18 protein-coding genes are annotated in these 19272 nt (G+C 71.0%); 11 read left to right on the forward strand and 7 right to left on the reverse strand.

What is annotated here, in order from left to right:
* The first annotated feature begins 58 nt into the window (after positions 1 to 58).
* A complete protein-coding gene (locus SCMU_RS09950) occupies positions 59 to 1468 on the forward strand; it encodes a class I adenylate-forming enzyme family protein (RefSeq protein WP_229232800.1) in 1410 nt (469 codons plus the stop codon).
* Entirely contained in the window at positions 1449 to 2684 is a 1236-nt protein-coding gene (locus tag SCMU_RS09955; protein ID WP_229232801.1) for a thiolase family protein, read from the forward strand. Before SCMU_RS09950 ends, SCMU_RS09955 begins: the two co-directional genes overlap by 20 nt.
* A 100-nt stretch (positions 2685 to 2784) precedes the next feature.
* Here SCMU_RS09955 and SCMU_RS09960 read toward each other — a convergent pair whose 3' ends face one another.
* From SCMU_RS09960 to SCMU_RS09970, 3 genes are read right to left on the reverse strand one after another with little or no spacing between them, the layout of a single operon-like run.
* The gene (locus SCMU_RS09960; protein WP_229232802.1) at positions 2785 to 3408 is read right to left on the reverse strand and encodes an energy-coupling factor transporter transmembrane component T family protein; all 624 of its coding nucleotides are present in this window, start codon (positions 3406 to 3408) and stop codon (positions 2785 to 2787) included.
* A complete protein-coding gene (locus SCMU_RS09965) occupies positions 3408 to 4181 on the reverse strand; it encodes an energy-coupling factor ABC transporter ATP-binding protein (protein WP_229232803.1) in 774 nt (257 codons plus the stop codon). Before SCMU_RS09965 ends, SCMU_RS09960 begins: the two co-directional genes overlap by 1 nt.
* 1 nt (position 4182) lies before the next feature.
* Positions 4183 to 4803, reverse strand: a complete 621-nt coding sequence (locus tag SCMU_RS09970) for a biotin transporter BioY (protein WP_229232804.1) — start codon at positions 4801 to 4803, stop codon at positions 4183 to 4185.
* Between the two features lie 256 nt (positions 4804 to 5059).
* Here SCMU_RS09970 and fdh point away from each other — a divergent pair, with 256 nt between their 5' ends.
* The 4 genes from fdh to SCMU_RS09990 are packed head-to-tail and all read left to right on the forward strand — an operon-like array spanning position 5060 to position 11717.
* Complete coding sequence (gene fdh / locus SCMU_RS09975) at positions 5060 to 8323, forward strand: formate dehydrogenase (protein ID WP_229232805.1); 3264 nt, start codon at positions 5060 to 5062, stop codon at positions 8321 to 8323.
* Positions 8320 to 9138 carry a 4Fe-4S dicluster domain-containing protein gene (locus tag SCMU_RS09980; protein ID WP_229232806.1) on the forward strand — a complete coding sequence of 273 codons (819 nt, stop codon included), beginning with the start codon at positions 8320 to 8322 and terminating at the stop codon, positions 9136 to 9138. Before fdh ends, SCMU_RS09980 begins: the two co-directional genes overlap by 4 nt.
* Complete coding sequence (nrfD, locus tag SCMU_RS09985) at positions 9135 to 10073, forward strand: NrfD/PsrC family molybdoenzyme membrane anchor subunit (RefSeq protein WP_229232807.1); 939 nt, start codon at positions 9135 to 9137, stop codon at positions 10071 to 10073. Before SCMU_RS09980 ends, nrfD begins: the two co-directional genes overlap by 4 nt.
* Before the next feature lie 42 nt (positions 10074 to 10115).
* Positions 10116 to 11717: an ABC-F family ATP-binding cassette domain-containing protein gene (locus tag SCMU_RS09990; RefSeq protein ID WP_229232808.1), complete on the forward strand. Its 1602-nt coding sequence runs from the start codon at positions 10116 to 10118 to the stop codon at positions 11715 to 11717.
* Between the two features lie 3 nt (positions 11718 to 11720).
* On the opposite strand, the gene SCMU_RS09995 is transcribed toward SCMU_RS09990, so the two are convergent.
* From SCMU_RS09995 to SCMU_RS10005, 3 genes are all read right to left on the reverse strand, one after another.
* Positions 11721 to 12224 (reverse strand): YbaK/EbsC family protein, encoded by a 504-nt coding sequence (locus SCMU_RS09995; protein ID WP_229232809.1) that lies wholly within the window; start codon positions 12222 to 12224, stop codon positions 11721 to 11723.
* A complete protein-coding gene (locus tag SCMU_RS10000) occupies positions 12224 to 13162 on the reverse strand; it encodes an SURF1 family cytochrome oxidase biogenesis protein (RefSeq protein WP_443020299.1) in 939 nt (312 codons plus the stop codon). Before SCMU_RS10000 ends, SCMU_RS09995 begins: the two co-directional genes overlap by 1 nt.
* A gap of 254 nt (positions 13163 to 13416) precedes the next feature.
* A complete protein-coding gene (locus tag SCMU_RS10005; RefSeq protein ID WP_229232811.1) occupies positions 13417 to 13956 on the reverse strand; it encodes a DUF3099 domain-containing protein in 540 nt (179 codons plus the stop codon).
* A 128-nt stretch (positions 13957 to 14084) separates the two neighbouring features.
* Between SCMU_RS10005 and SCMU_RS10010 the strand changes: the two genes are divergently transcribed.
* On the forward strand, positions 14085 to 14810 hold the full coding sequence (locus SCMU_RS10010; protein WP_229232812.1) for a beta-ketoacyl-ACP reductase: 726 nt from the start codon (positions 14085 to 14087) through the stop codon (positions 14808 to 14810).
* A gap of 115 nt (positions 14811 to 14925) precedes the next feature.
* Positions 14926 to 15669: an SDR family oxidoreductase gene (locus SCMU_RS10015; RefSeq protein ID WP_229232813.1), complete on the forward strand. Its 744-nt coding sequence runs from the start codon at positions 14926 to 14928 to the stop codon at positions 15667 to 15669.
* A 110-nt stretch (positions 15670 to 15779) separates the two neighbouring features.
* Here SCMU_RS10015 and serB read toward each other — a convergent pair whose 3' ends face one another.
* Positions 15780 to 16667, reverse strand: coding sequence for a phosphoserine phosphatase SerB (gene serB / locus SCMU_RS10020; protein WP_229232814.1), 888 nt, complete (start codon positions 16665 to 16667; stop codon positions 15780 to 15782).
* Between the two features lie 77 nt (positions 16668 to 16744).
* Between serB and SCMU_RS10025 the strand changes: the two genes are divergently transcribed.
* From SCMU_RS10025 to SCMU_RS10035, 3 genes are read left to right on the forward strand one after another with little or no spacing between them, the layout of a single operon-like run.
* On the forward strand, positions 16745 to 17554 hold the full coding sequence (locus SCMU_RS10025; protein ID WP_229232815.1) for an ABC transporter ATP-binding protein: 810 nt from the start codon (positions 16745 to 16747) through the stop codon (positions 17552 to 17554).
* Positions 17551 to 18351, forward strand: a complete 801-nt coding sequence (locus SCMU_RS10030; RefSeq protein WP_229232816.1) for a sulfite exporter TauE/SafE family protein — start codon at positions 17551 to 17553, stop codon at positions 18349 to 18351. Before SCMU_RS10025 ends, SCMU_RS10030 begins: the two co-directional genes overlap by 4 nt.
* On the forward strand, positions 18344 to 19162 hold the full coding sequence (locus SCMU_RS10035) for a TrmH family RNA methyltransferase (protein ID WP_229232817.1): 819 nt from the start codon (positions 18344 to 18346) through the stop codon (positions 19160 to 19162). The genes SCMU_RS10030 and SCMU_RS10035 overlap by 8 nt, the downstream gene beginning before the upstream one ends.
* Positions 19163 to 19272: the final 110 nt, after the last annotated feature.

The following is a 19272-nucleotide window of genomic DNA, read 5'->3' on the forward strand; positions in this document are numbered from 1 at the left end:
TTGCGCCGTGTGACGCCGCCGCCCGTGGGGTTGGGCGCGGCGCCGATAGACTGGGGGGATGCCCTTTCTGGACCGGCTCTCGCGCTGGGCGGCCGAGAAACCGCACGAGCCCGCCGTCGTGTGCGGGCGCGAGCGCCTCTCGTGGCGACAGCTGCACGACAAGGCCGCGGACCTCGCGAGCTCCGGTGAGCCGACCGCCGTCCTGCGCCAGCGCAACGGCGTCGACTTCGCCGTGCGGTGGGCCGCCGGGGTGGCAGGGGAGCGCGAGTGCGCGGTGCTCGACCCGACGTGGCCCGACGAGCTCGTGGCGGAGGTGGAGGGCCGCCTCGAGGAACGGTGGGGCGCCGCGCCAGGTCGGCGGCTCGACCCGGCGTCTCTCGCCGACGGAAGCGCCGAATCCAGCTTCCTCGTGGGCCTCACCTCCGGCACAACCAGCGTGCCCAAGGCGTTCAGCCGGTCGAGGCGCTCGTGGCTGCGTTCCTTCGAGGTGTCCACGGCAGCCTTCCGCCTCTCGCAGGACGATCAGGTCCTCGCGCCCGGTCCGCTCTCGGCCAGCCTCAACCTGTACACCCTCTCCGAGTGCCTCTGGGCCGGGGCCACCTTCCACACGCTCCCGGCGTTCGACGTCGGCGACGCCCACGCCGAGATCACCGGCCGGGGCATCACGCGGCTCGTCCTCGTCCCCACCATGCTGCGCGTGCTCGCCGAGCGGGGGCTCACGGGGGACGTCGACGCGAGCGGCGTGACCGCCGTCGTGTGCTCCGGGCAGAAGCTGGACCGACGCACGCTTGAGGCCGTGCGGCGGTGGGCGCCCCGCGCGGTCGTGTGGGAGTACTACGGTGCGTCGGAGCTCTCGTTCGTCGCGGCGAGCAGCCACGAGCCCGGCGCGCAGCCCGCACAGGTGGGGACCGGCGTCGGGCGCGCGTTCGAGGGGGTGGAGCTCGCGATCCTCGATGACGACGGCGCACCGGTCGCCGGGGGCGAGACGGGCAACATCTGCGTGCGCAGTGACCTCGTCTCGGACGGCTACGTGTGGGGCGACGACGGGCAGGCGTTCACACGCCTCGGCGGCATGTGCACGGTGCGCGACCAAGGGTTCCTCGACGGCGAGGAGCTCCACGTTCTCGGCCGCACACAGGACATGATCAATACGGGCGGACACAACGTGTACCCGCACGAGGTCGAGGCGGCCCTCGCGATGCTGCCCGGCGTGGCGGAAGTGGTCGTGGCCGGGGTGCCGGACGACGTCCGCGGGCAGCGCGTCGTCGCAGGGATCGTGCCCTCGCACGCCGGGCTGTGCCAGGCGCAGGTCCGTGCTGCGCTCGAGGGGCATCTCACCCCCGCGAAGCGGCCCCTCCAGTACCTCCGCCTGGATACGCTCCCCGTGACCGAGCGTGGCAAGCTCTCGCGGACTGAGTTCCAGCGGTGGGTGCTGGAGGGGGACCGGCGTGCCGCTCCGCTCGCCTAGCCCGTCGGGTGACGGCGGCCGCGGCGGGCCGTTGATCGTCGCCGGGCTGCGCACGCCGCTCGCCCGATCGGGGACTGCACTGCGGGACGTCCCGGTGCAGGATCTGCTCGCCCCCGTTCTTGGGGCCCTCGTCGAGCGCTCGGGGGTCTCCGGGTCGCTCCTCGCGGACGTCGTGGCGGGCAACGCCGCCGGCGGGGGCGGGAACCTTGCCCGGCTCGCCGCGCTCACGGCGGCCCTGCCCGCGTCGCTGCCCGGGATCACGGTGGACCGGCAGTGCGGATCGGGGCTCGACGCGATCGTGCTCGCGTGCCGCCTCGTGCAGGCCGGAGCGGGGGAGGCGTTCCTCGCCGGGGGAGCCGAGTCGATCAGCACCGCGCCGGCACGCGCGCGACGGCTCGGCGACGGCTCCCTCGTGTTCTACCGCCGCGCGCAGCACGCGCCCGCTCTCGAAGGCGAGGCCGAGCCCGGGGACCCCGACATGGGGTTCGCCGCAGAGACCGTGGCCCGCGAGGCCGGGATCACGCGCGAGCGGCAGGACGCCCTCGCGCTGCGGAGCCATGCGCGCGCGCTCGCCGCGGCGTCGTCGGGCGCGTACGACGGCGAGCTGGTCGCCGTTCGCTCTCCTCACGCCGAGGCTGGGCTGCTCACGGCGGACAACGGGCCACGGGCGCGCCTCGACTCCCGGCTCCTGGCCCGGTTCCCCGCAGCCTTCGTTGAGGGCGGGACGGTGACGGCGGGAAACTCATGCTTCGACGCCGACGGCGCGGCGGCGGTGCTCGTGGTCTCCCGTGGGGCCGTCGGACAGCTCGCGGTGCCCGCCGGGTCCGCGGCGCTCGAGTTCGTGGGGGCCCAGACGGTTGGGGTGGACCCGCACAGGCTCGGGCTCGGCGCCGCGGCGGCCGCGGAACGGCTCCTCGGTGAGGCGGGGGCCGCCGTGGGCGATCTCGCAGCTGTCGAGTTCAACGAGGCCTTCGCCGGGCAGGTCCTTGCGTGCACGGACCGCTTGGGCATGTCCGGAGAGGCGCTCGACGCCGTGCTGAATACGGAGGGCGGAGCGCTGGCCCTTGGCCACGCCTACGGCGCGTCCGGTGCTGTGTCCATTGTGAGGCTTCTTGCCCGTGCCCAGACCCTGCCCGAAGGCTCCCTGTGCATGGCGATGATCAGCTCGGCGGGGGGCATCGGCACGGCCGCCCTCTTCAGGACGGTCAGTCTGTAGCGCCGCGCTCCCAGGGGTCCACCCCGCGTCCCCCGGCGCCGCCCTCCCGCACTCACCACCAGCCGAGGAGGCACGTGGCTTCGGCCGGGGGCGGCGCGCATCAGTCGTCGGCCAGGCCCCTCGCCGCGAGCGCGTCGCCGGTGCGGCGCGCGTAGGCCACGGCTGAGAGCACCACCGGAATGGTTCGTGCGCGGACGCTGCGCTCGAGCCCGCGGGCCCGGGCGGCGTCGCCCACCTCGGCGAAGGAGCCGGCGAGGACCGGGATGCTGCGCATCATGATCGCGATCGCGAGCGCGAACCGCTCGGGGTCCGCGCCGAAGCGGCGGAACGGCCGCGCGAGCCCCGCCACGCCGTCGAGCAGGTCGCGCAGTGGCACGGTCGCCGTGAGCAGGCCTGCGGCTACGAAGCACAGGAGCAGGTTAGCGACGATCCTCGTTGCCGTCGCGGGCCCCTGCTGCCACCACTGGAACGCGAAGAGCACGACGGCGAGCGGCACCACGAGCCTCCACGACGCCGCGAGCCGCCGCACGCCGAGGCCTGCCGACAGCCACGCGGCCACCACTGTGGCCAGCGCGATCACGGACGCCCGCCAGTCCAGCAGCACGAAGCTCGCAGAGCCGGCCGCGACCACTCCCACGAACTTCGCCCACAGCGGCGCGCGATGCAGCCACGATGCGCCGGGCACATAGCCGGCGAGCAGCCCGGGAGCCGAACGGGAGCGCATCAGCGGCCGTCCGCCGTCGTGCGCCCACCTGTGGACCCCGCCCGCGGGGGAGCCGCGCACAGCTCGCGGTAGAGGGCGACTCCCTCGTCGGGCGCGCCGTCGAACGCGATCCGGCCGCCCTCGATGACGAGCACCCGGTCGGCGTCGAGGGCGAGCTCGAGGTCGTGGGTCGAGAGGATGACCTGCTCCTCCAGCCCCGCGAGCGTGCGGCGCAGCAGTTCGCGGTTGCGCAGGTCGAGGAGAGTCGAGGGCTCGTCCAGCACGAGCACGGCGGGGTCGACGGCGAGCACGGCCGCGAGCGCCATGAGCTGCCGTTCCCCGCCGGAGAGCTCGTACACGCTCTGGTCCGCGAGCCGGTCGAGACCGAACCGGTCGAGCACAGCCTGCGCTGCTGCGGCTCGGTCGGAGCGCGAGCGGTGGTGGCGCCGCAGCGAGAGCTCGACGTCCTCGCGCCCGGTCGGCATGACCAGCTGGGAGAGCGGGTCGGTGAACACGAACCCGACCCGTTGCCTCACCGCGCGGCCGTCGCGGACCGTGTCGAGCCCGTCGACGCGCACGGCGCCCGACGTCGGCTCCACGAGCCCGTTGAGGAGGCGCAGCATGGTGGACTTCCCGGAGCCGTTCGCGCCCACGACGGCGATGCGCGCCTCGGTGAGCGTCGCACCGATGCCGTCGAGCAGCACCTTGCGGCCGGGCGCCTGACCGCGGCCCCGGTCCTCGGCGTCGTCGAGGGCGACGGACACCGAGACGGCGTCGATCTCGATCCTGGGCATGCTACTTGACGCGGCGCACGAGCACGTCGGGGAAGGCCCGGTGCACGGCCGCGGCGGCGATTGCGGCGACGATGTTCTTCAGGATGTCGCCGGGGTAGTAGACGAGGTCGGCAGCGAACGCGGCCTGCCAGGACAGCTTGAGGTTGAGCATCATGCCTAGCACGCCGAGCCCGTGGGTGATGACCACGAGCACCACCATCGAGGCCAGGAAGAACCACAGCACGCGGCGCTTGGCGGAGAACCGCTTGATGATGAACTGCGCTGCGAGACCCAGGACGAACGCCGCGACCAGGAACGCCACGATGTACCCCGCGGACCCGCCCGCGAGGACCTGCAGCCCGGCGCGGCCGCCCGAGAAGATCGGCAGGCCCGCGAACGCGAGCACGAGGTAGAGCCCGACGGCGGCCGCCCCCCGCCCCGCGCCGAGGACGAGGCCGGTGAGCATGATGGTGAGCGTCTGGAGCGTGATGGGTACGCCGAACGAGCCCACGGGAATCCCCGGGACGATCGCCGAGACAGCGATGAGCGCGGCGAACACTGCGACGAGGGCGAGGGACTGGGAGTCCCAGAGGCGTCGCCGACGGACGGCCGTCTGGTCGGTGGGTGCGGTCTTCTGGCTCATGGTTCCTCCTGAGGGCCGGGCGGTCGCCGGTGGTCTGGCTTCTGACGGTACGCGCGGCGGCCGCACGCCATTCTGTAGGTATCCGACGAGCAGGCCGGGGCGCCCATTGGAAACAGTCGACAAACGCGGCGAGCGCGGCGCACCGCCGGTGTGGTTGGACTCAGGTCTGGCGGGGCATGGTGAGGGCAGGGCTACTATGGCTCCCGTCGGCACGTGACCCTCATCACGCGTCAACGGCTTCCGACGAGGAGGATCGATGCCAAGTCCGCTGCAGTGGCCCGTTGTGCGCCAATTCCTCGACCACGACCCGACGGGCCGCCATCAGGCGGCCAAGTCCCCAGCCTCCGCGCGGCTCACGGCCCGCACCTCGACGGCGGACCGTGTGGTCGACTCGGTGTGTCCCTTCTGCGCGGTGGGGTGCGGGCAGAAGGTCTACGTCAAGGACGAGAAGGTCATCCAGATCGAGGGAAACCCCGATTCGCCCATCAGCCGCGGACGGCTGTGCCCGAAGGGATCCGCCTCGCTCCAGCTGACCACGGGGGACGCACGCGAGAAGCATGTCCTCTACCGCCGGCCGCATGCGACGGACTGGGAACGCCTCGACCTCGAGACGGCGATGGACATGGTGGCCCAGCGCGTCGTCGACACTCGGCGGGACACGTGGGAGTGGGAGTCCCACGATGTTCGCACGCGGCGCACGATGGGCATCGCGAGCCTAGGGGGCGCGACGCTGGACAACGAGGAGAACTACCTCATCAAGAAGCTGCTGACAGCGCTCGGCGTCGTCCAGGTCGAGAACCAGGCCCGCGTCTGCCACAGCTCGACCGTCGCGGCCCTCGGCACGAGCTTCGGACGCGGCGGGTCGACGACCTACCTCCAGGACCTGCAGCGCGCGGACTGCATCATCATCCAGGGGTCCAACTTCGCCGAGGCCCACCCGGTGGGGTTCCAATGGGTCATGGAGGCCAAGGAACGCGGCGCGAAGATCATCCACATCGACCCGCGGTTCTCCCGCACGAGCGCCCTCGCCGACACGTTCGTGCCGATTCGGGCGGGGACGGACATCGCCTTCCTCGGTGCCCTCATCAATTGGGTCCTGACCCACGATGCCTACTTCCACGAGTACGTCGTCAACTACACCAACGCGGCCACCATCCTCCGGGAGGACTTCCGGGACACCGAAGACCTGGACGGACTCTTCTCCGGCTTCGATCCCGATGGGCCCAACTACGACCAGCAGACCTGGCAGTACGAGGGTGCCGACGTCGCCGCTTCCTCCGGCGAGCGCGAGTCCCAGGCGCACGAGAGCGGCACGACGCTCGGCGAGGCGGGCCATGCGCACTCGCACGGCTCCGGAGGCCCCTCGCTCCGTGGCGAGTGGCGACGGGACGAGACGCTCCAGAACCCGCGTTGCGTCTTCCAGACGCTCAAGCGCCACTATGCGCGCTACACGCCGGAGATGGTCGAAGAGGTCTGTGGCGTGCCGCGCGAGCTCTTCGCCGAGGTGGCGCAGGCGATCAGCGCCAATTCCGGGCGTGAGCGGACCACGGCGTTCGCGTACGCGGTGGGCTGGACGCAGCACACCACCGGCGTCCAGTACATCCGGTCGGCTTCTGTCCTGCAGCTGCTGCTGGGGAACATCGGCCGCCCGGGCGGGGGCATTATGGCATTGCGCGGGCACGCGAGCATCCAGGGGTCGAGCGACATTCCGACCCTCTTCGACCTTCTCCCCGGCTACCTGCCCATGCCCCACGCGGAGCAGCATCTGGACCTCGACGGCTATGTCGAGGCGGACTCCGCCGAGCGCGGCTTCTGGGCCAACATGCGCTCGTACACTGTCAGCCTGCTCAAGGCGTACTGGGGGGACGCCGCAACAGCGGAGAACGACTACTGCTTCGATTACCTGCCCCGCATCACCGGAAGCCACGGGACCTACGAGACGGTCGCCGCGCAGCTGGAGGGCGTGTGCAAGGGCTACTTCCTCCTGGGGGAGAACCCAGCCGTCGGCTCGGCCAACACCCACCTGCAGCGTGCGGGGATGGCCAAGCTGGACTGGCTCGTGGTGCGGGACTTCTCCCTCATCGAGAGCGCTACGTGGTGGAAGGACGGCCCTGAGATCGCGACGGGCGAGATGAGGACCGAGGACATCGGGACGGAGGTGTTCTTCTTCCCCGCCGCCTCGCACACGGAGAAGAGCGGCAGCTTCACCAACACCAACCGGCTGCTCCAGTGGCACGATCAGGCGGTCGAGCCCGAGGGCGACCGGCGCAGCGACCTGTGGTTCATGTGGCATCTGGGCAACCGGATCCGCGGCCTTCTCGCCGACTCGACGGATCCGGCAGACCGTCCGGTGCTGGACCTCACGTGGGACTACCCGACGGTCGGCAGCCAGGCCGATCCGGATGCCGACGCCGTCTTCGCCGAGATCAATGGAAGGAAGGCAGACGGGACGCCGCTGTCCGCCTACACCGAGCTCAAGGACGACGGGTCGACGTCGTGCGGGTGCTGGATCTACTGCGGGTGCCGGGCCGACGGCGTCAACCAGGCCGCGCGGCGTAAGCCGCACACGGAGCAGACGGTCTCGAGCCTGGAGTGGGGCTGGGCGTGGCCGGCCAACCGCCGGGAGCTGTACAACCGTGCCTCGGCGGATCCAGAGGGTCGTCCTTGGAGCGAACGGAAGAAGCTCATCTGGTGGGACGAGGACGCCGGGAACTGGACGGGTGACGACGTGCCTGACTTCGAGCCGACGAAGCCCCCGTCGTATCGTCCGGCCGAGGGCGCGCTCGGCGTCGAGGCGATATCCGGTATCGATCCGTTCATCATGCAGGCCGATGGCAAGGGGTGGTTGTACACCCCGGCTGGATTGGTGGACGGGCCGATGCCGACCCACTACGAGCCGCAGGAGTCGCCGTTCCCCAACGCGCTGTACACACAGGGGCGGAACCCGGTGCGGAAGCTGATGCCGCGCGAAGGCAACCGCTACCATCCCAGTGGCGGCGAGCGCGGCGCGGATGTCTACCCATATGTGCTGACGACGTACCGGCTCACCGAACACTTCACCGCTGGTGCCATGACCCGGTGGCTGCCCTATCTCGCGGAACTGCAGCCGGAGGCCTTCTGCGAGGTCTCGGCCGAGCTCGCCGCCGAGCGGGGACTCACGAACAAGGGATGGGCCACGCTCATCTCCGCCCGGGGGGCCATCGAGGCCCGGGTGCTCGTGACCGAGCGGATGAAGCCGCTCAAGGTGCACGGCCGTACCCTCCATCAGATCGGCATGCCGTACCACTGGGGGCCGAACGGCCTCGCGCGCGGCGACGCGATGAACGAGCTCTCCTCCATCGCGATGGACCCCAATGCCCACATTCAGGAGGTCAAAGCGCTCACGGTGGACATCCGGCCCGGGCGCCGGCCGCGCGGGCCTTCCCTGCCCGCACTGGTCGAGGAGTACCGCCGGCGAGCCGGCATCGACGAGCACACAGGCACCGACACACACGCAGGCGGCGAGGGAGTCAAGGCATGAGCACCACGCAACTGGGGATGCCCACGATCGGGGTCCCGCGGAAGGGATTCTTCACCGACACGAGCCTCTGCATCGGGTGCAAGGCGTGCGAGGTGGCGTGCAAGGAGTGGAATCAGATCCCTGCCGACACGTCCCTGAAGCTGACAGGGGAGTCCTTCGACAACACCTCGGCGCTCGGTGCAGACACGTGGCGGCATGTGGCCTTCATCGAGAAGAAGGTGCCGGCTGCGGATCCGTCGGCGCACGACGGCGTCAAGTGGCTCATGTCCTCCGACGTGTGCAAGCACTGCACCCACGCGGCATGCCTCGACGTGTGCCCCACGGGTGCGCTGTTCCGCACCGAGCATGGGACGGTCGTGGTCCAGCAGGACGTGTGCAACGGCTGCGGCTACTGTGTCTCGGCATGTCCGTACGGCGTCATCGACCAGCGCAAGGATGACGGGCGCGTGTTCAAGTGCACCATGTGCTACGACCGGCTCGGTGCGGGCGAGGAACCGGCGTGCGCGAAGGCGTGCCCGACCAACTCGATTCAGTACGGCGAGCTCGACGAGCTGCGCGAGCGTGCTGATGCGCGGCTCGAGGAGCTGCACGAGCGCGGCGAGGAAGGGGCCCAGCTCTACGGCCGGGACCCGGAGGGCGGTGTGGGCGGCGACGGCGCGTTCTTCCTCCTCCTCGACGAGCCCGAGACGTACGGACTTCCCCCGGATCCCGTCGTCACGACCCGGGACGTGCCGGCCATGTGGAAGCGCGCCGCGGGCGCCGCCGCAGGCTTGCTCGCTGGGACCGCCCTCATCTTCTGGGGGGCGAGGAAGTGAGCCCACGCCGCCAGCCGACTGACCAGTTCACCTCGTACTACGGGCGCCCTATCCTCAAGGAGCCCACGTGGCACGCGCTCGACATCGCCGGCTACATCTTCGCCGGCGGCCTCGCCGGAGCGTCATCGGTCCTCGCGGCGGGGGCCCAGCACACGGCCCGGCCCCGGCTCGAGCGCGCGGCGAAGCTCACGGCCCTGGGCGCCATCTCCGCGTCCGTCGTAGCCCTCGTGCATGACCTCGGGCGCCCGGATCGCTTCGTCAACATGCTGCGCGTGGCCAAGCCGACCTCTCCCATGAGCGTCGGCTCATGGATTCTTTCCGTCTACGGGCCCCTGGCCGGCGCGAGCGCCGCGGCCAATCTGCTCGGGATCATGCCCCGCGCCGGGAGGGCAGCGGGCGTGGGAGCAGGCATCACGGGGTCCGCTGTCGCCACCTACACGGCTGTCCTGATCGCCGACACGGCGGTGCCCACGTGGCACGACGCGCACGCTGCGCTGCCGTTCGTCTTCGCGGGTTCCGCGGCGGCCTCGGCCGGAGGGATTGCTGCGGCCCTCGCGCCCGTGGGCGAGAGCGGCCCGGCGCGCCGCATGGCCGTGGCCGGCGCGGCCCTCGAGACTGCCATGAGCCTGGCCATGGAGCGCAGCGGCAAGCTCTCCGCGGAGACCCTCCACCAGGGAAAGGCAGGCAGGCTCCTGAGGTTGTCCAAGGCGTGCACGGCCGCGGGGGCCGTGGGCCTCGCCCTCGGAGGGCGGTCCTCGCGGGCCGTGAGCGCGGTGTCAGGACTCGCCGTCGCGGCGGGGTCGGCGCTCCTGCGCTTCGGCATCTTCGAGGCGGGGCGTGCGTCGACCCGGGACCCGAAGTACGTCGTCGTGCCCCAGCGCGAGCGCCTCGCAGCGCGTCAGGAGGCCGCCTCCCGGGCCGATACCATGGGATGAGGCCCAGCTCCGGGTCGCATCCCCCGAAAGGCCCTCCCCGAAGTGATCACTGTCTCCAACCTCGAACTCCGCGCCGGCGCCCGGCTGCTCATGGATGAGGTGAGCTTCCGGATCGACAAGGGCGACAAGATCGGGCTCGTGGGCCGCAACGGTGCCGGCAAGACGACGCTCACGCGCGTCCTGGCGGGGGAGGGGCTACCGGCCGCCGGCACGGTCACGCGCTCTGGCGAGATCGGGTACCTGCCCCAGGACCCGCGCACGCCGGACATGGAGCAGCTCGCGCGGGACCGCATCCTGTCCGCGCGCGGGCTCGACGTCGTCGTGCGCAAGCTCCGCACGACCCAGGCCGAGATGGCCAGTGACGACGCCGAGACCCAGCGCAAGGCGATGGCGCGCTACGATCGGCTCGAGGCCGAATTCCTCGCGGGCGGCGGGTACGCCGCCGAGGCCGAGGCGGCCGCGATCTCCGCGAACCTCGCGCTCCCGGACCGCATCCTCAACCAGCCGCTCCGTACGCTCTCGGGCGGTCAGCGGCGCCGCGTCGAGCTCGCGCGCATCCTCTACTCGGCCGCAGACACGCTCCTGCTCGACGAGCCCACGAACCACTTGGACGCCGACTCGATCGCGTGGCTGCGCGACTTCCTCAAGGCCCACCAGGGAGGCCTGATCGTCATCTCGCACGACGTGGACCTGCTCGAGGCCACGGTGAACAAGGTGTTCCACCTCGACGCGAACCGCGCGGTGATCGACATCTACAACATGGGCTGGAAGCGCTACCTCGCGCAGCGCGAAACGGACGAGCGCGCACGACGCCGCGAGCGTGCCAACGCGGAGAAGAAGGCCCAGGTGCTCCTGGACCAGGCGAACAAGATGCGCGCGAAGGCCACGAAGGCCGTCGCCGCGCAGAACATGGCCAAGCGCGCCGAGCGGCTCCTCGCCGGAGTCGCGGAAGAGCGGGTCGCGGACCGCGTGGCCGCCCTGCGGTTCCCCGAGCCGGCTCCGTGCGGCAAGACCCCGCTGACCGCCGAGGGCCTGTCCAAGTCCTACGGATCGCTCGAGATCTTCACAGACGTGGACCTCGCCGTGGACCGCGGCTCGCGCGTGGTGATCCTGGGCCTCAACGGCGCCGGCAAGACGACGCTCCTGCGCATGCTCGCGGGCGTGGACCAGCCGGACACGGGAGAGGTCCGCGCCGGCCATGGCCTGAAGATCGGCTACTACGCGCAGGAGCACGAGACCCTGGACACGGACCGGACGGTCCTCGAGAACATGCGCAGCGCCGCCCCCGACCACCTCGGCGACGCGGACGTGCGCGGCATCCTCGGCTCGTTCCTGTTCCAGGGCGACGACGTCGACAAGCCCGCCGGCGTCCTGTCCGGCGGGGAGAAGACCCGCCTCGCCCTGGCCACGATCGTGGCGTCCAGTGCGAACGTGCTGCTCCTGGACGAGCCCACGAACAACCTCGACCCGGCGAGCCGCCGCGAGATCCTCGGCGCCCTGAAGACGTACAAGGGCGCCGTCGTCATGGTCAGCCACGACGAGGGCGCCGTCGAGGCGCTCAACCCCGAGCGCGTCGTGCTGCTCCCGGACGGCGTCGAGGATCTCTGGAGCGCGGACTACCTGGACCTCATCACGCTCGCCTAGCGCCTACCGGACGTCGAGCTCCTGAGCTCCGGTCACGCGGGCGAGGTCCGCGTAGCTGATCGAGAGCATGGACTGGTGGTCGCCGGCCCCGGCCCACAGGAGAGGGTAGCCGGCCAGATGCACGTCGATGAGCGTGCGCAGCGGCTCGGGGTGCCCCACGGGCGCCACCCCGCCGACGCGCTGGCCGGTGTGCTCGAGCACGAATTCCGGGCTGGCGCGCCGGACCTTCCCGCCGATCGTCCGCGAGACGAGCCGGGTGTCCACCCGGGCGGCGCCGCTCGCCAGGATGAGGAGTGGCGCGCCGTCGTGCTCGAAGACGAGGCTGTTCGCGATCGCGCCGACCTCGCAGCCCAGCACGGCCGCGGCCGCGATGGCGGTCGGGACATCGTCCTCGAACGTCTTCACCGTATCCGGCAGGCCCGCCGCCGCGAGGGCGGTCCTCACGCGTTCGACGGCGACCCGGTCGCCCGACTCCGGGGCGCCCGCTGGCGTGGTGCCCGCCTCCATCAGTGGAAACCCTGGGCGTCGAGGATCGCGTCCTCTTCCTCCTCGGCGGTCGGCCGGCGCTTCTTCCGCGGGGCGAACCGGGCGGCCCTTTCGGCGGCCTCGCGGGCGGCGCGGTGGGCGTCCTCGCGCGCGAGCCGCGCGGCGTCGTCGTGCGCCGTCCCCGCCTCGGCCTCCACCGCGGCCTCGGCGGCCTCCGCCGCCGCGTCGATGGCGGCGTTCCTGGCCTGCTGGCGTGCCGCGTACCCGAAGCCGACGAACATGAGCACCGCGAACGCGAGCCATTGCAGCGCGTAGGAGAGATGCATGCCCTCGTCCGGCTGCGGCTTCGGCAGCGCGGCGGGCGCGGTCTGGGCCGGTGCCGGGTTCTCGCTCGCCATCATCCCGTATGCCCCGGTGAGGATCGGGTAGCCCAGCTGCTGCGCGTACGTCGGCAGGTCGATCGAGGCGAGCTGCCCCTCGGGCGCGCCACGGTCAAGAGTCGGCTCGCTCGGTCGCAGGCGCACGACGACGGTCGCCTCCCCGGCGGGTGGGTTCGGCACTGCGTCGGGCCGGCCCTGCTCCTTGTTGCCGATGGGCAGCCAGCCGCGGTCCACGATCACGGTCTGCCCCGCGTCGGTGCGGAATGGCACCACGACCTCGTAGCCCGGCTGGCCGTTGTTGGGGCGGTTGCGCACCACCCGCGTGTCGGCGACGTTGTACGAGCCGTGGAGCTCGACCTGCTTCCACTCGTCGCCCGCGGGCAGCGATGCGAAGTCCCCTGCCGTCTGGGCGAACGGGACCGGTGTCGCGTCATAGTTCCTCGTGACGAGGTCGATGTTCGCCTTCGCTTCGTCGAGGCGGGACATCTGCCACCGGCTCAGCAGCACGCACGCGATGGCGAAGATGATGGCGAGGACAAAGTAGGTGAGCCAGCGGCGGGAGACGAGGAAGCGGTACATCAGTCGATCGCCTCCTCGACGGGACCGGTCTCGTTGAAGGGGCAGGGTCTCGCGCCACAGCAGGCGGGTCCGGAGGTAGTCTTCGAGCCATTCCCGGTGCTCGCCGCACGCGAGCCAGACCTTGCGGCGCTCGGGGGTGTGGATCTTGGGGTTGTTCCAGAGCAGACGCCACTGTGCCGCACCGTGGCAGCCCTTGCGCGAGCAGATCGGAGTCTCGGGTGCCGCCGAGTCGCCGGGCAGCAGGGAGAACAGGCTCACGCGGCGCCCTCCCCGGGCTTGCGGTGCTCGGTGCTCCGGTCCCCGGGGTGCTCGTCGGCCTCGGACGCGGCGTCGTCGATGGTCTCGCCGGGGATGGTCTCCCCGCTCCATTCCGAGCCGTCGTCCTCGAGGTAGCCCGTCCCGAGTTCGCCGTAGGACATGTGGTCGAGGAGTTCGCTGTCGTACGTCTCGCCCTTGGTCTGCGCGTTCGCGATCACGACCGCGACCCAGGGCAGGAACACGGCGCCCGCCACGGCGATGAGCTTGAACCAGCCGTCGAGGAAGAAGAGGGCCACGATGCACACGACGCGGATGCCCATCGCGACGGCGTAGCGGACCATCCGCTGGTGCATGTCGACGCTGTGCCCTGGAGCCGCGGACGTGATGCTGTGGATCTCGCCGGACCCATCGACGGGGTCTTCGGTGAACTCGGCGTAGGGCGCGCCGTTGTACCGGGCATTGTTGGCTTCGTTGTTCTCGGCCGGGCTGCCGCCAGTGGTGCCACCCGCGGCGCGGTCGTCAGCGTCTCTCGTCATCACACTCCCAAGCACCCTCCATTGTCCCACCCGACCCGGTGGGCGGCGAATCATTGCGAGGTTTGGCTAGGATGCACCCTGAAACGGCGCGCAGGCGCGCCCAGATCCCCCAACACCCAAGGAGCACAGTGAGCCCGGAAGCACCGTCCCCACGCAGCGTCCTCGTCACCGGCGGCAACCGCGGCATCGGCCTCGCGATCGCGAAGGCGTTCCTCGCCAACGGCGACAAGGTAGCCGTCACCTACCGCACCCAGACCGAGCTGCCCGAGGGGATCCTCGGCGTGCAGGCGGACGTCACCGACGAGGCGTCCATCGACGCCGCCTTCAAGGCGGTCGAGGAGGCCCACGGCCCGGTCGAGGTGCTCGTGGCCAACGCCGGCATCACGAAGGACACCCTCCTCTTGCGCATGAGCGAGGACGACTTCACGTCCGTCCTCGACACCAACCTGACGGGTGCGTTCCGCGTCGTGAAGCGCGCGTCCAAGGGCATGGTCCGCCTCCGCAAGGGCCGCGTGGTGCTCATCTCCTCCGTCTCGGGCCTCTACGGCGCCCCGGGGCAGATCAACTACTCGGCGTCCAAGGCCGGCCTCGTGGGCCTGGCCCGCTCGCTCACCCGCGAGCTCGGCTCGCGCGGAATCACCGCGAACGTCGTGGCTCCGGGCTTCATCACAACGGACATGACGGCCGAGCTGCCCGAGGAGACGCAGAAGGACTACCTCTCCCGGGTCCCGGCGGGGCGGTTCGCCGACGCCGACGAGGTCGCCAATGTGGTGCGCTGGGTCGCCAGCGACGAGGCCGGCTACATCTCCGGCGCGGTCATCCCCGTGGACGGCGGCCTCGGGATGGGACACTGACCGGGCGTCGAGCCGGGTGGTTGTTGGAGGAATCCGACAACCGCCCGGGCCGTGCACGGCTGGCATGATGGGATCCGGCCACAGGTTTTTGGACAGATCAGACAAAGGAACGCGCATGGGACTTCTGGACAGCAAGACGGCGATCGTCACCGGGTCGTCGCGGGGGATCGGCGCCGCGACGGCGAAGATCCTCGCGGGGGAGGGCGCCGCCGTCGTCGTGAACTACCGCCAGAAGGCGCCGCGGGCCAACAAGGTCGTGGCGGAGATCGAGGCCGCGGGCGGCCGCGCGATCGCGGTGGGCGGCGACCTCACCAACGAGGCCGACGTCGATGCCCTCGCCCAAGCGGCCGTCGACGCGTTCGGGTCCCTCGACGTGCTCGTCCTCAACGCCTCGGGCGGGATGGAGACGGGCCTCGGCGAGGACTACGCGCTGCGCCTCAACCGCGACGCCCAGGTGGCCATGCTCAAGGCCGCAGCCGAGCGCATGAAGCCCGGCTCGCGCGTCGTGTTCGTCACGAGCCACCAGGCCCACTTCATCGACTCCGTCCAGACGATGGATGCCTACGAGCCCGTTGCACGGTCCAAGCGTGCGGGCGAGACCGCGCTGCGCGAGCTTGTCCCGTGGCTCACGGAGAAGGGCATCACGTTCGTGGTCGTCTCGGGTGACATGATCGAGGGGACCATCACCGCCACGCTGCTCGAGCGGGCTGCTCCCGGCGCGATCGCGTCGCGCCGCGAGGCCGCGGGCAAGCTGTACTCGGTCGACGAGTTCGCCGCGGAGGTGGCCAAGATGGTCACCGCGGACGTCGAGACCGGCCACACGGAGCTCGTGGGCGGAGCGGGCGGCTTCCAGGCCTGACCGACTCTTCAAGAGCGCGTAGGTGACTCCTCGGGCAAGCGCACCTGACTCCTCGACGCCGGCGAGTCACCTACGTGACGCCGAGGAGTCACCTGCGTCGCACTGAGGTGTCACACCCCGGCAAGGAACCTCACCACGTCCAGGTACGGGAGGTCGACGGCTGCGTCGGCCGCCGCACGGACCTTCGGCTTGGCGTTGAACGCGACCCCGAGCCCAGCGGCGCCGAGCATGTCGAGGTCGTTCGCCCCGTCGCCCACGGCGATGCAGTGTTCGAGCGGAATGCCGTGCTGCCCCGCCCACTCGCGCAGCATGCGCTCCTTCACCGCGCGGTCCACCACCTCGCCCAGCACCCTGCCGGTCAGCTCGCCGTCGACCACGTCGAGGTCGTTGGCGCGCCAGTGGTCGAGACCGAGGCCCTCCGCGAGCGGGTCGAGGATCTGGTTGAACCCGCCCGAGACCACGCACACCACGTGCCCGGCCGCGTGGAACGCCTCGATGAGCTCCTGCGCGCCGAGGGAGAGCACGACGGCGTCCCGCACCTTCGCGATGACGCTCTCCGGCAGCCCCGCGAGGGTCGCGACGCGGGCGTGCAGGCTCTGGGCGAAGTCGAGCTCGCCCCGCATGGCGGCCTCGGTCACGGCGGTGACCTCGGCCCGCTTCCCGGCGTAGTCGGCGAGCAGCTCGATCACCTCCTGCTGGATGAGCGTGGAGTCCACGTCCATGATGAGGAGCTTGCGCTCCGCCTCCCGGACCTCCGCGGGCACGAGTGCCGCGGTGACCCCGAGCGCACTCAGGGCGCTGCGGGCGGAGGCGAGCCGGCCGGCGTCGAGCTTCACGTCCGCCGTGAGCGCCGCGTACGGGGAATCGGTGCGCAGCCCCGCAGGCGCCTCGAACGGGCCGACCGACGCGCCTGCGCCCTCGAGGGCGCGGGTGGCGGCCGCGGCGTCGTCGTCCGTGAGCGTCGGGGCATACAGGACTGCGGCGAAGTGAGCTGGCATACCCCAGATTCTACTTTCCCGGCGGAAACCGCCTGCAGTTCGCGACGGGCGAACCACCTGCACTAATGTCAGAGGCCATGAGCAATGTTCTCCAGCTGTCCGGCGTGAGCGTAGTCCGCGGGGCGAAGAAGCTGCTGGATGGGATCGACTGGCAGGTGAACGAGGGGGAGCGCTGGGTCATCCTCGGGCCGAACGGGGCCGGGAAGACGACGCTGCTCTCGCTCGCCGCTGCCCGCCTGCACCCCACGAGCGGCCGGGTCGAGATCCTCGACGAGACGATGGGCAAGGTCGACGTCTTCGAGCTGCGCCCCCGCATCGGCCTGTCCTCGGCCGTCCTCGCGAATCAGATCCCCGAGAATGAGAAGGTCCTCAACGTCGTCGTGACCGCGGCGTACGGTGTGACCGGGCGATGGCTCGAGGAGTACGAGAAGGACGACGAGCGCCGCGCGTTCCGTCTCCTGAACGAGTGGGGCATGGGCCCGCTGCTGGGCCGCGTGTTCGCGTCTCTGTCCGAGGGCGAGCGCAAGCGCGTCCAGATCGCCCGGGCGCTCATGACTGACCCCGAGCTGCTGCTCCTCGATGAGCCCGGCGCCGGACTGGACCTGGCCGGCCGCGAGGAGCTCGTGTACAAGCTCTCCGAGCTCGCGATGGACGACGCCGCCCCCGCACTCGTGCTCGTCACGCACCACCTCGAGGAGGTGCCGCCGGGCTTCACCCATGCGCTGCTGCTCCGCGACGGCGGGATCGTGGCCGCTGGGCCCATCGAGTCCACGCTCACCGAGTCGAACCTGAGCACCACGTTCGGCCTGCCGCTGGACGTGCGTGCCCAGGACGGACGGTATACCGCGGTGGCGAAGGACGGGGCCGCGGCTCCCGCAGCCAAGTGAACACCTTCTGGGGCGACGTCCTCATCTTCCTCGCCGGCCTGTGGGCGGGGACGATCAACACGATCGTGGGCTCCGGCTCGCTCGTGACGTTCCCGGTCCTCGTGGCGCTCGGGTACAGCCCGGTCAACTCGATCATCTCCAACGCGATGGGCCTCGTGGCGGGCGGCTTCTCGGGCGCATACGGGTACAGGCGCGAGGCTGTCAGCGCGAAGCGGACGCTCTTGAAGCTCCTTCCCGTCTCGCTCGTGGGCGGCCTGCTCGGCGCATTCCTGCTGCTGCACCTGCCCGAGTCCGTGTTCGGGTACGTCGCCCCGGTGCTCATCGTCGTCGCGATCCTGCTGGTGATCTTCCAGCCGAAGCTCTCGGCCTGGGCCAAGGCGCGTCAGTCCCTCGAGCACATCACGCCCGAGCAGGCGGATCTGCAGAAGGTCCCGCTCATCCTGTACGTGCTGGTGTTCCTCATCGGTGTGTACGGCGGCTACTTCACCGCAGCCCAGGGCGTGCTGCTGATGGGCGTGCTGGGCGTGTTCTTCCATGGGACGCTGCAGCAGTCCAACGCGATCAAGGTCGTCCTGAGCCTTGTGGTGAACCTCATCGCCGCGGCAATGTACCTGATCTTCGCGTTCGAGCGGATCAACTGGCTCGTGGTGCTGCTCATCGCGGTCGGCTCGACGCTGGGCGGCTTCCTCGGCGCGGGCATCGGGCGGCGCATGAAGCCCGTGGTGCTGCGCATCGTCATCGTCATCCTCGGCGTCGTGGCGCTCGTCAATCTGGTGGGCAAGCTCTTCCATGGGTGATGTCCCCCGGATCGTCCGGCTCACCTCGGCCGACGACCCCCGCGTGGCCGACTACACCCGGCTCACCGACGTGCACCTGCGCAAGGTCCGCGAACCCGCGGAGGGCCTCTACATCGCGGAGTCCTCGCGCGTCCTGCGGCGGGCGCTCGACGCCGGCCACACGCCCCGCTCCTTCTTCCTCGCCGACAAGTGGCTCGACGGGCTCGCCGACGTCCTCGCCGCTCACCCGGAGGTGCCGGCCTACGTGGGACCGCCGGAGCTCCTCGAGGAGATCACGGGCTTCCACCTCCACCGTGGCGCGATGGCCGCGATGCACCGTCCCGAGCCGGTGCCCGTCGCCGAGCTGCTTGCGGGCGCCCGCCGTGTCGCGGTGCTCGAGGACATCGTGGACCATACGAACGTCGGCGCGATCTTCCGCTCCGCGGCCGCCCTCGGGGTCGACGCCGTCCTGGTGACCCCTCGCTGCGGTGACCCCCTGTACCGGCGCAGCATCCGCGTCAGCATGGGCACGGTCTTCCAGGTCCCGTGGGCGAGGCTCGATTCGTGGCCGGAGGGCATCGCCGAGCTCCAGCGCCTCGGCTTCACGGTCGCTGCGATGGAGCTGACCGACGATGCCGTGGACGTGGACGCGCTGGCGGAGCGCGCCGTCGACCGTCTGGCCCTCGTCCTGGGCACCGAGGGTGCCGGGATCGCAGCCGCGACGCTCGCCGCCGCGGATCTGGCCGTGAAGATCCCGATGCGCGGCGGCGTCGACTCGCTCAACGTCGCCGCCGCGAGCGCCGTCGCGTTCTGGGAGCTGCGGCGACGCTGAGAGGCGCTGCGCCCCGCCCCGAGCTGGTAGCATTGACTGCTGGCCCTCCAACCGGGAGGGCGTTCACACCTGGCCTCTGGCAAAATCCAGGGGCACAAGCAAAGGGCCCA

The organism is Sinomonas cyclohexanicum (assembly GCF_020886775.1).
GTDB lineage: Bacteria > Actinomycetota > Actinomycetes > Actinomycetales > Micrococcaceae > Sinomonas > Sinomonas cyclohexanicum.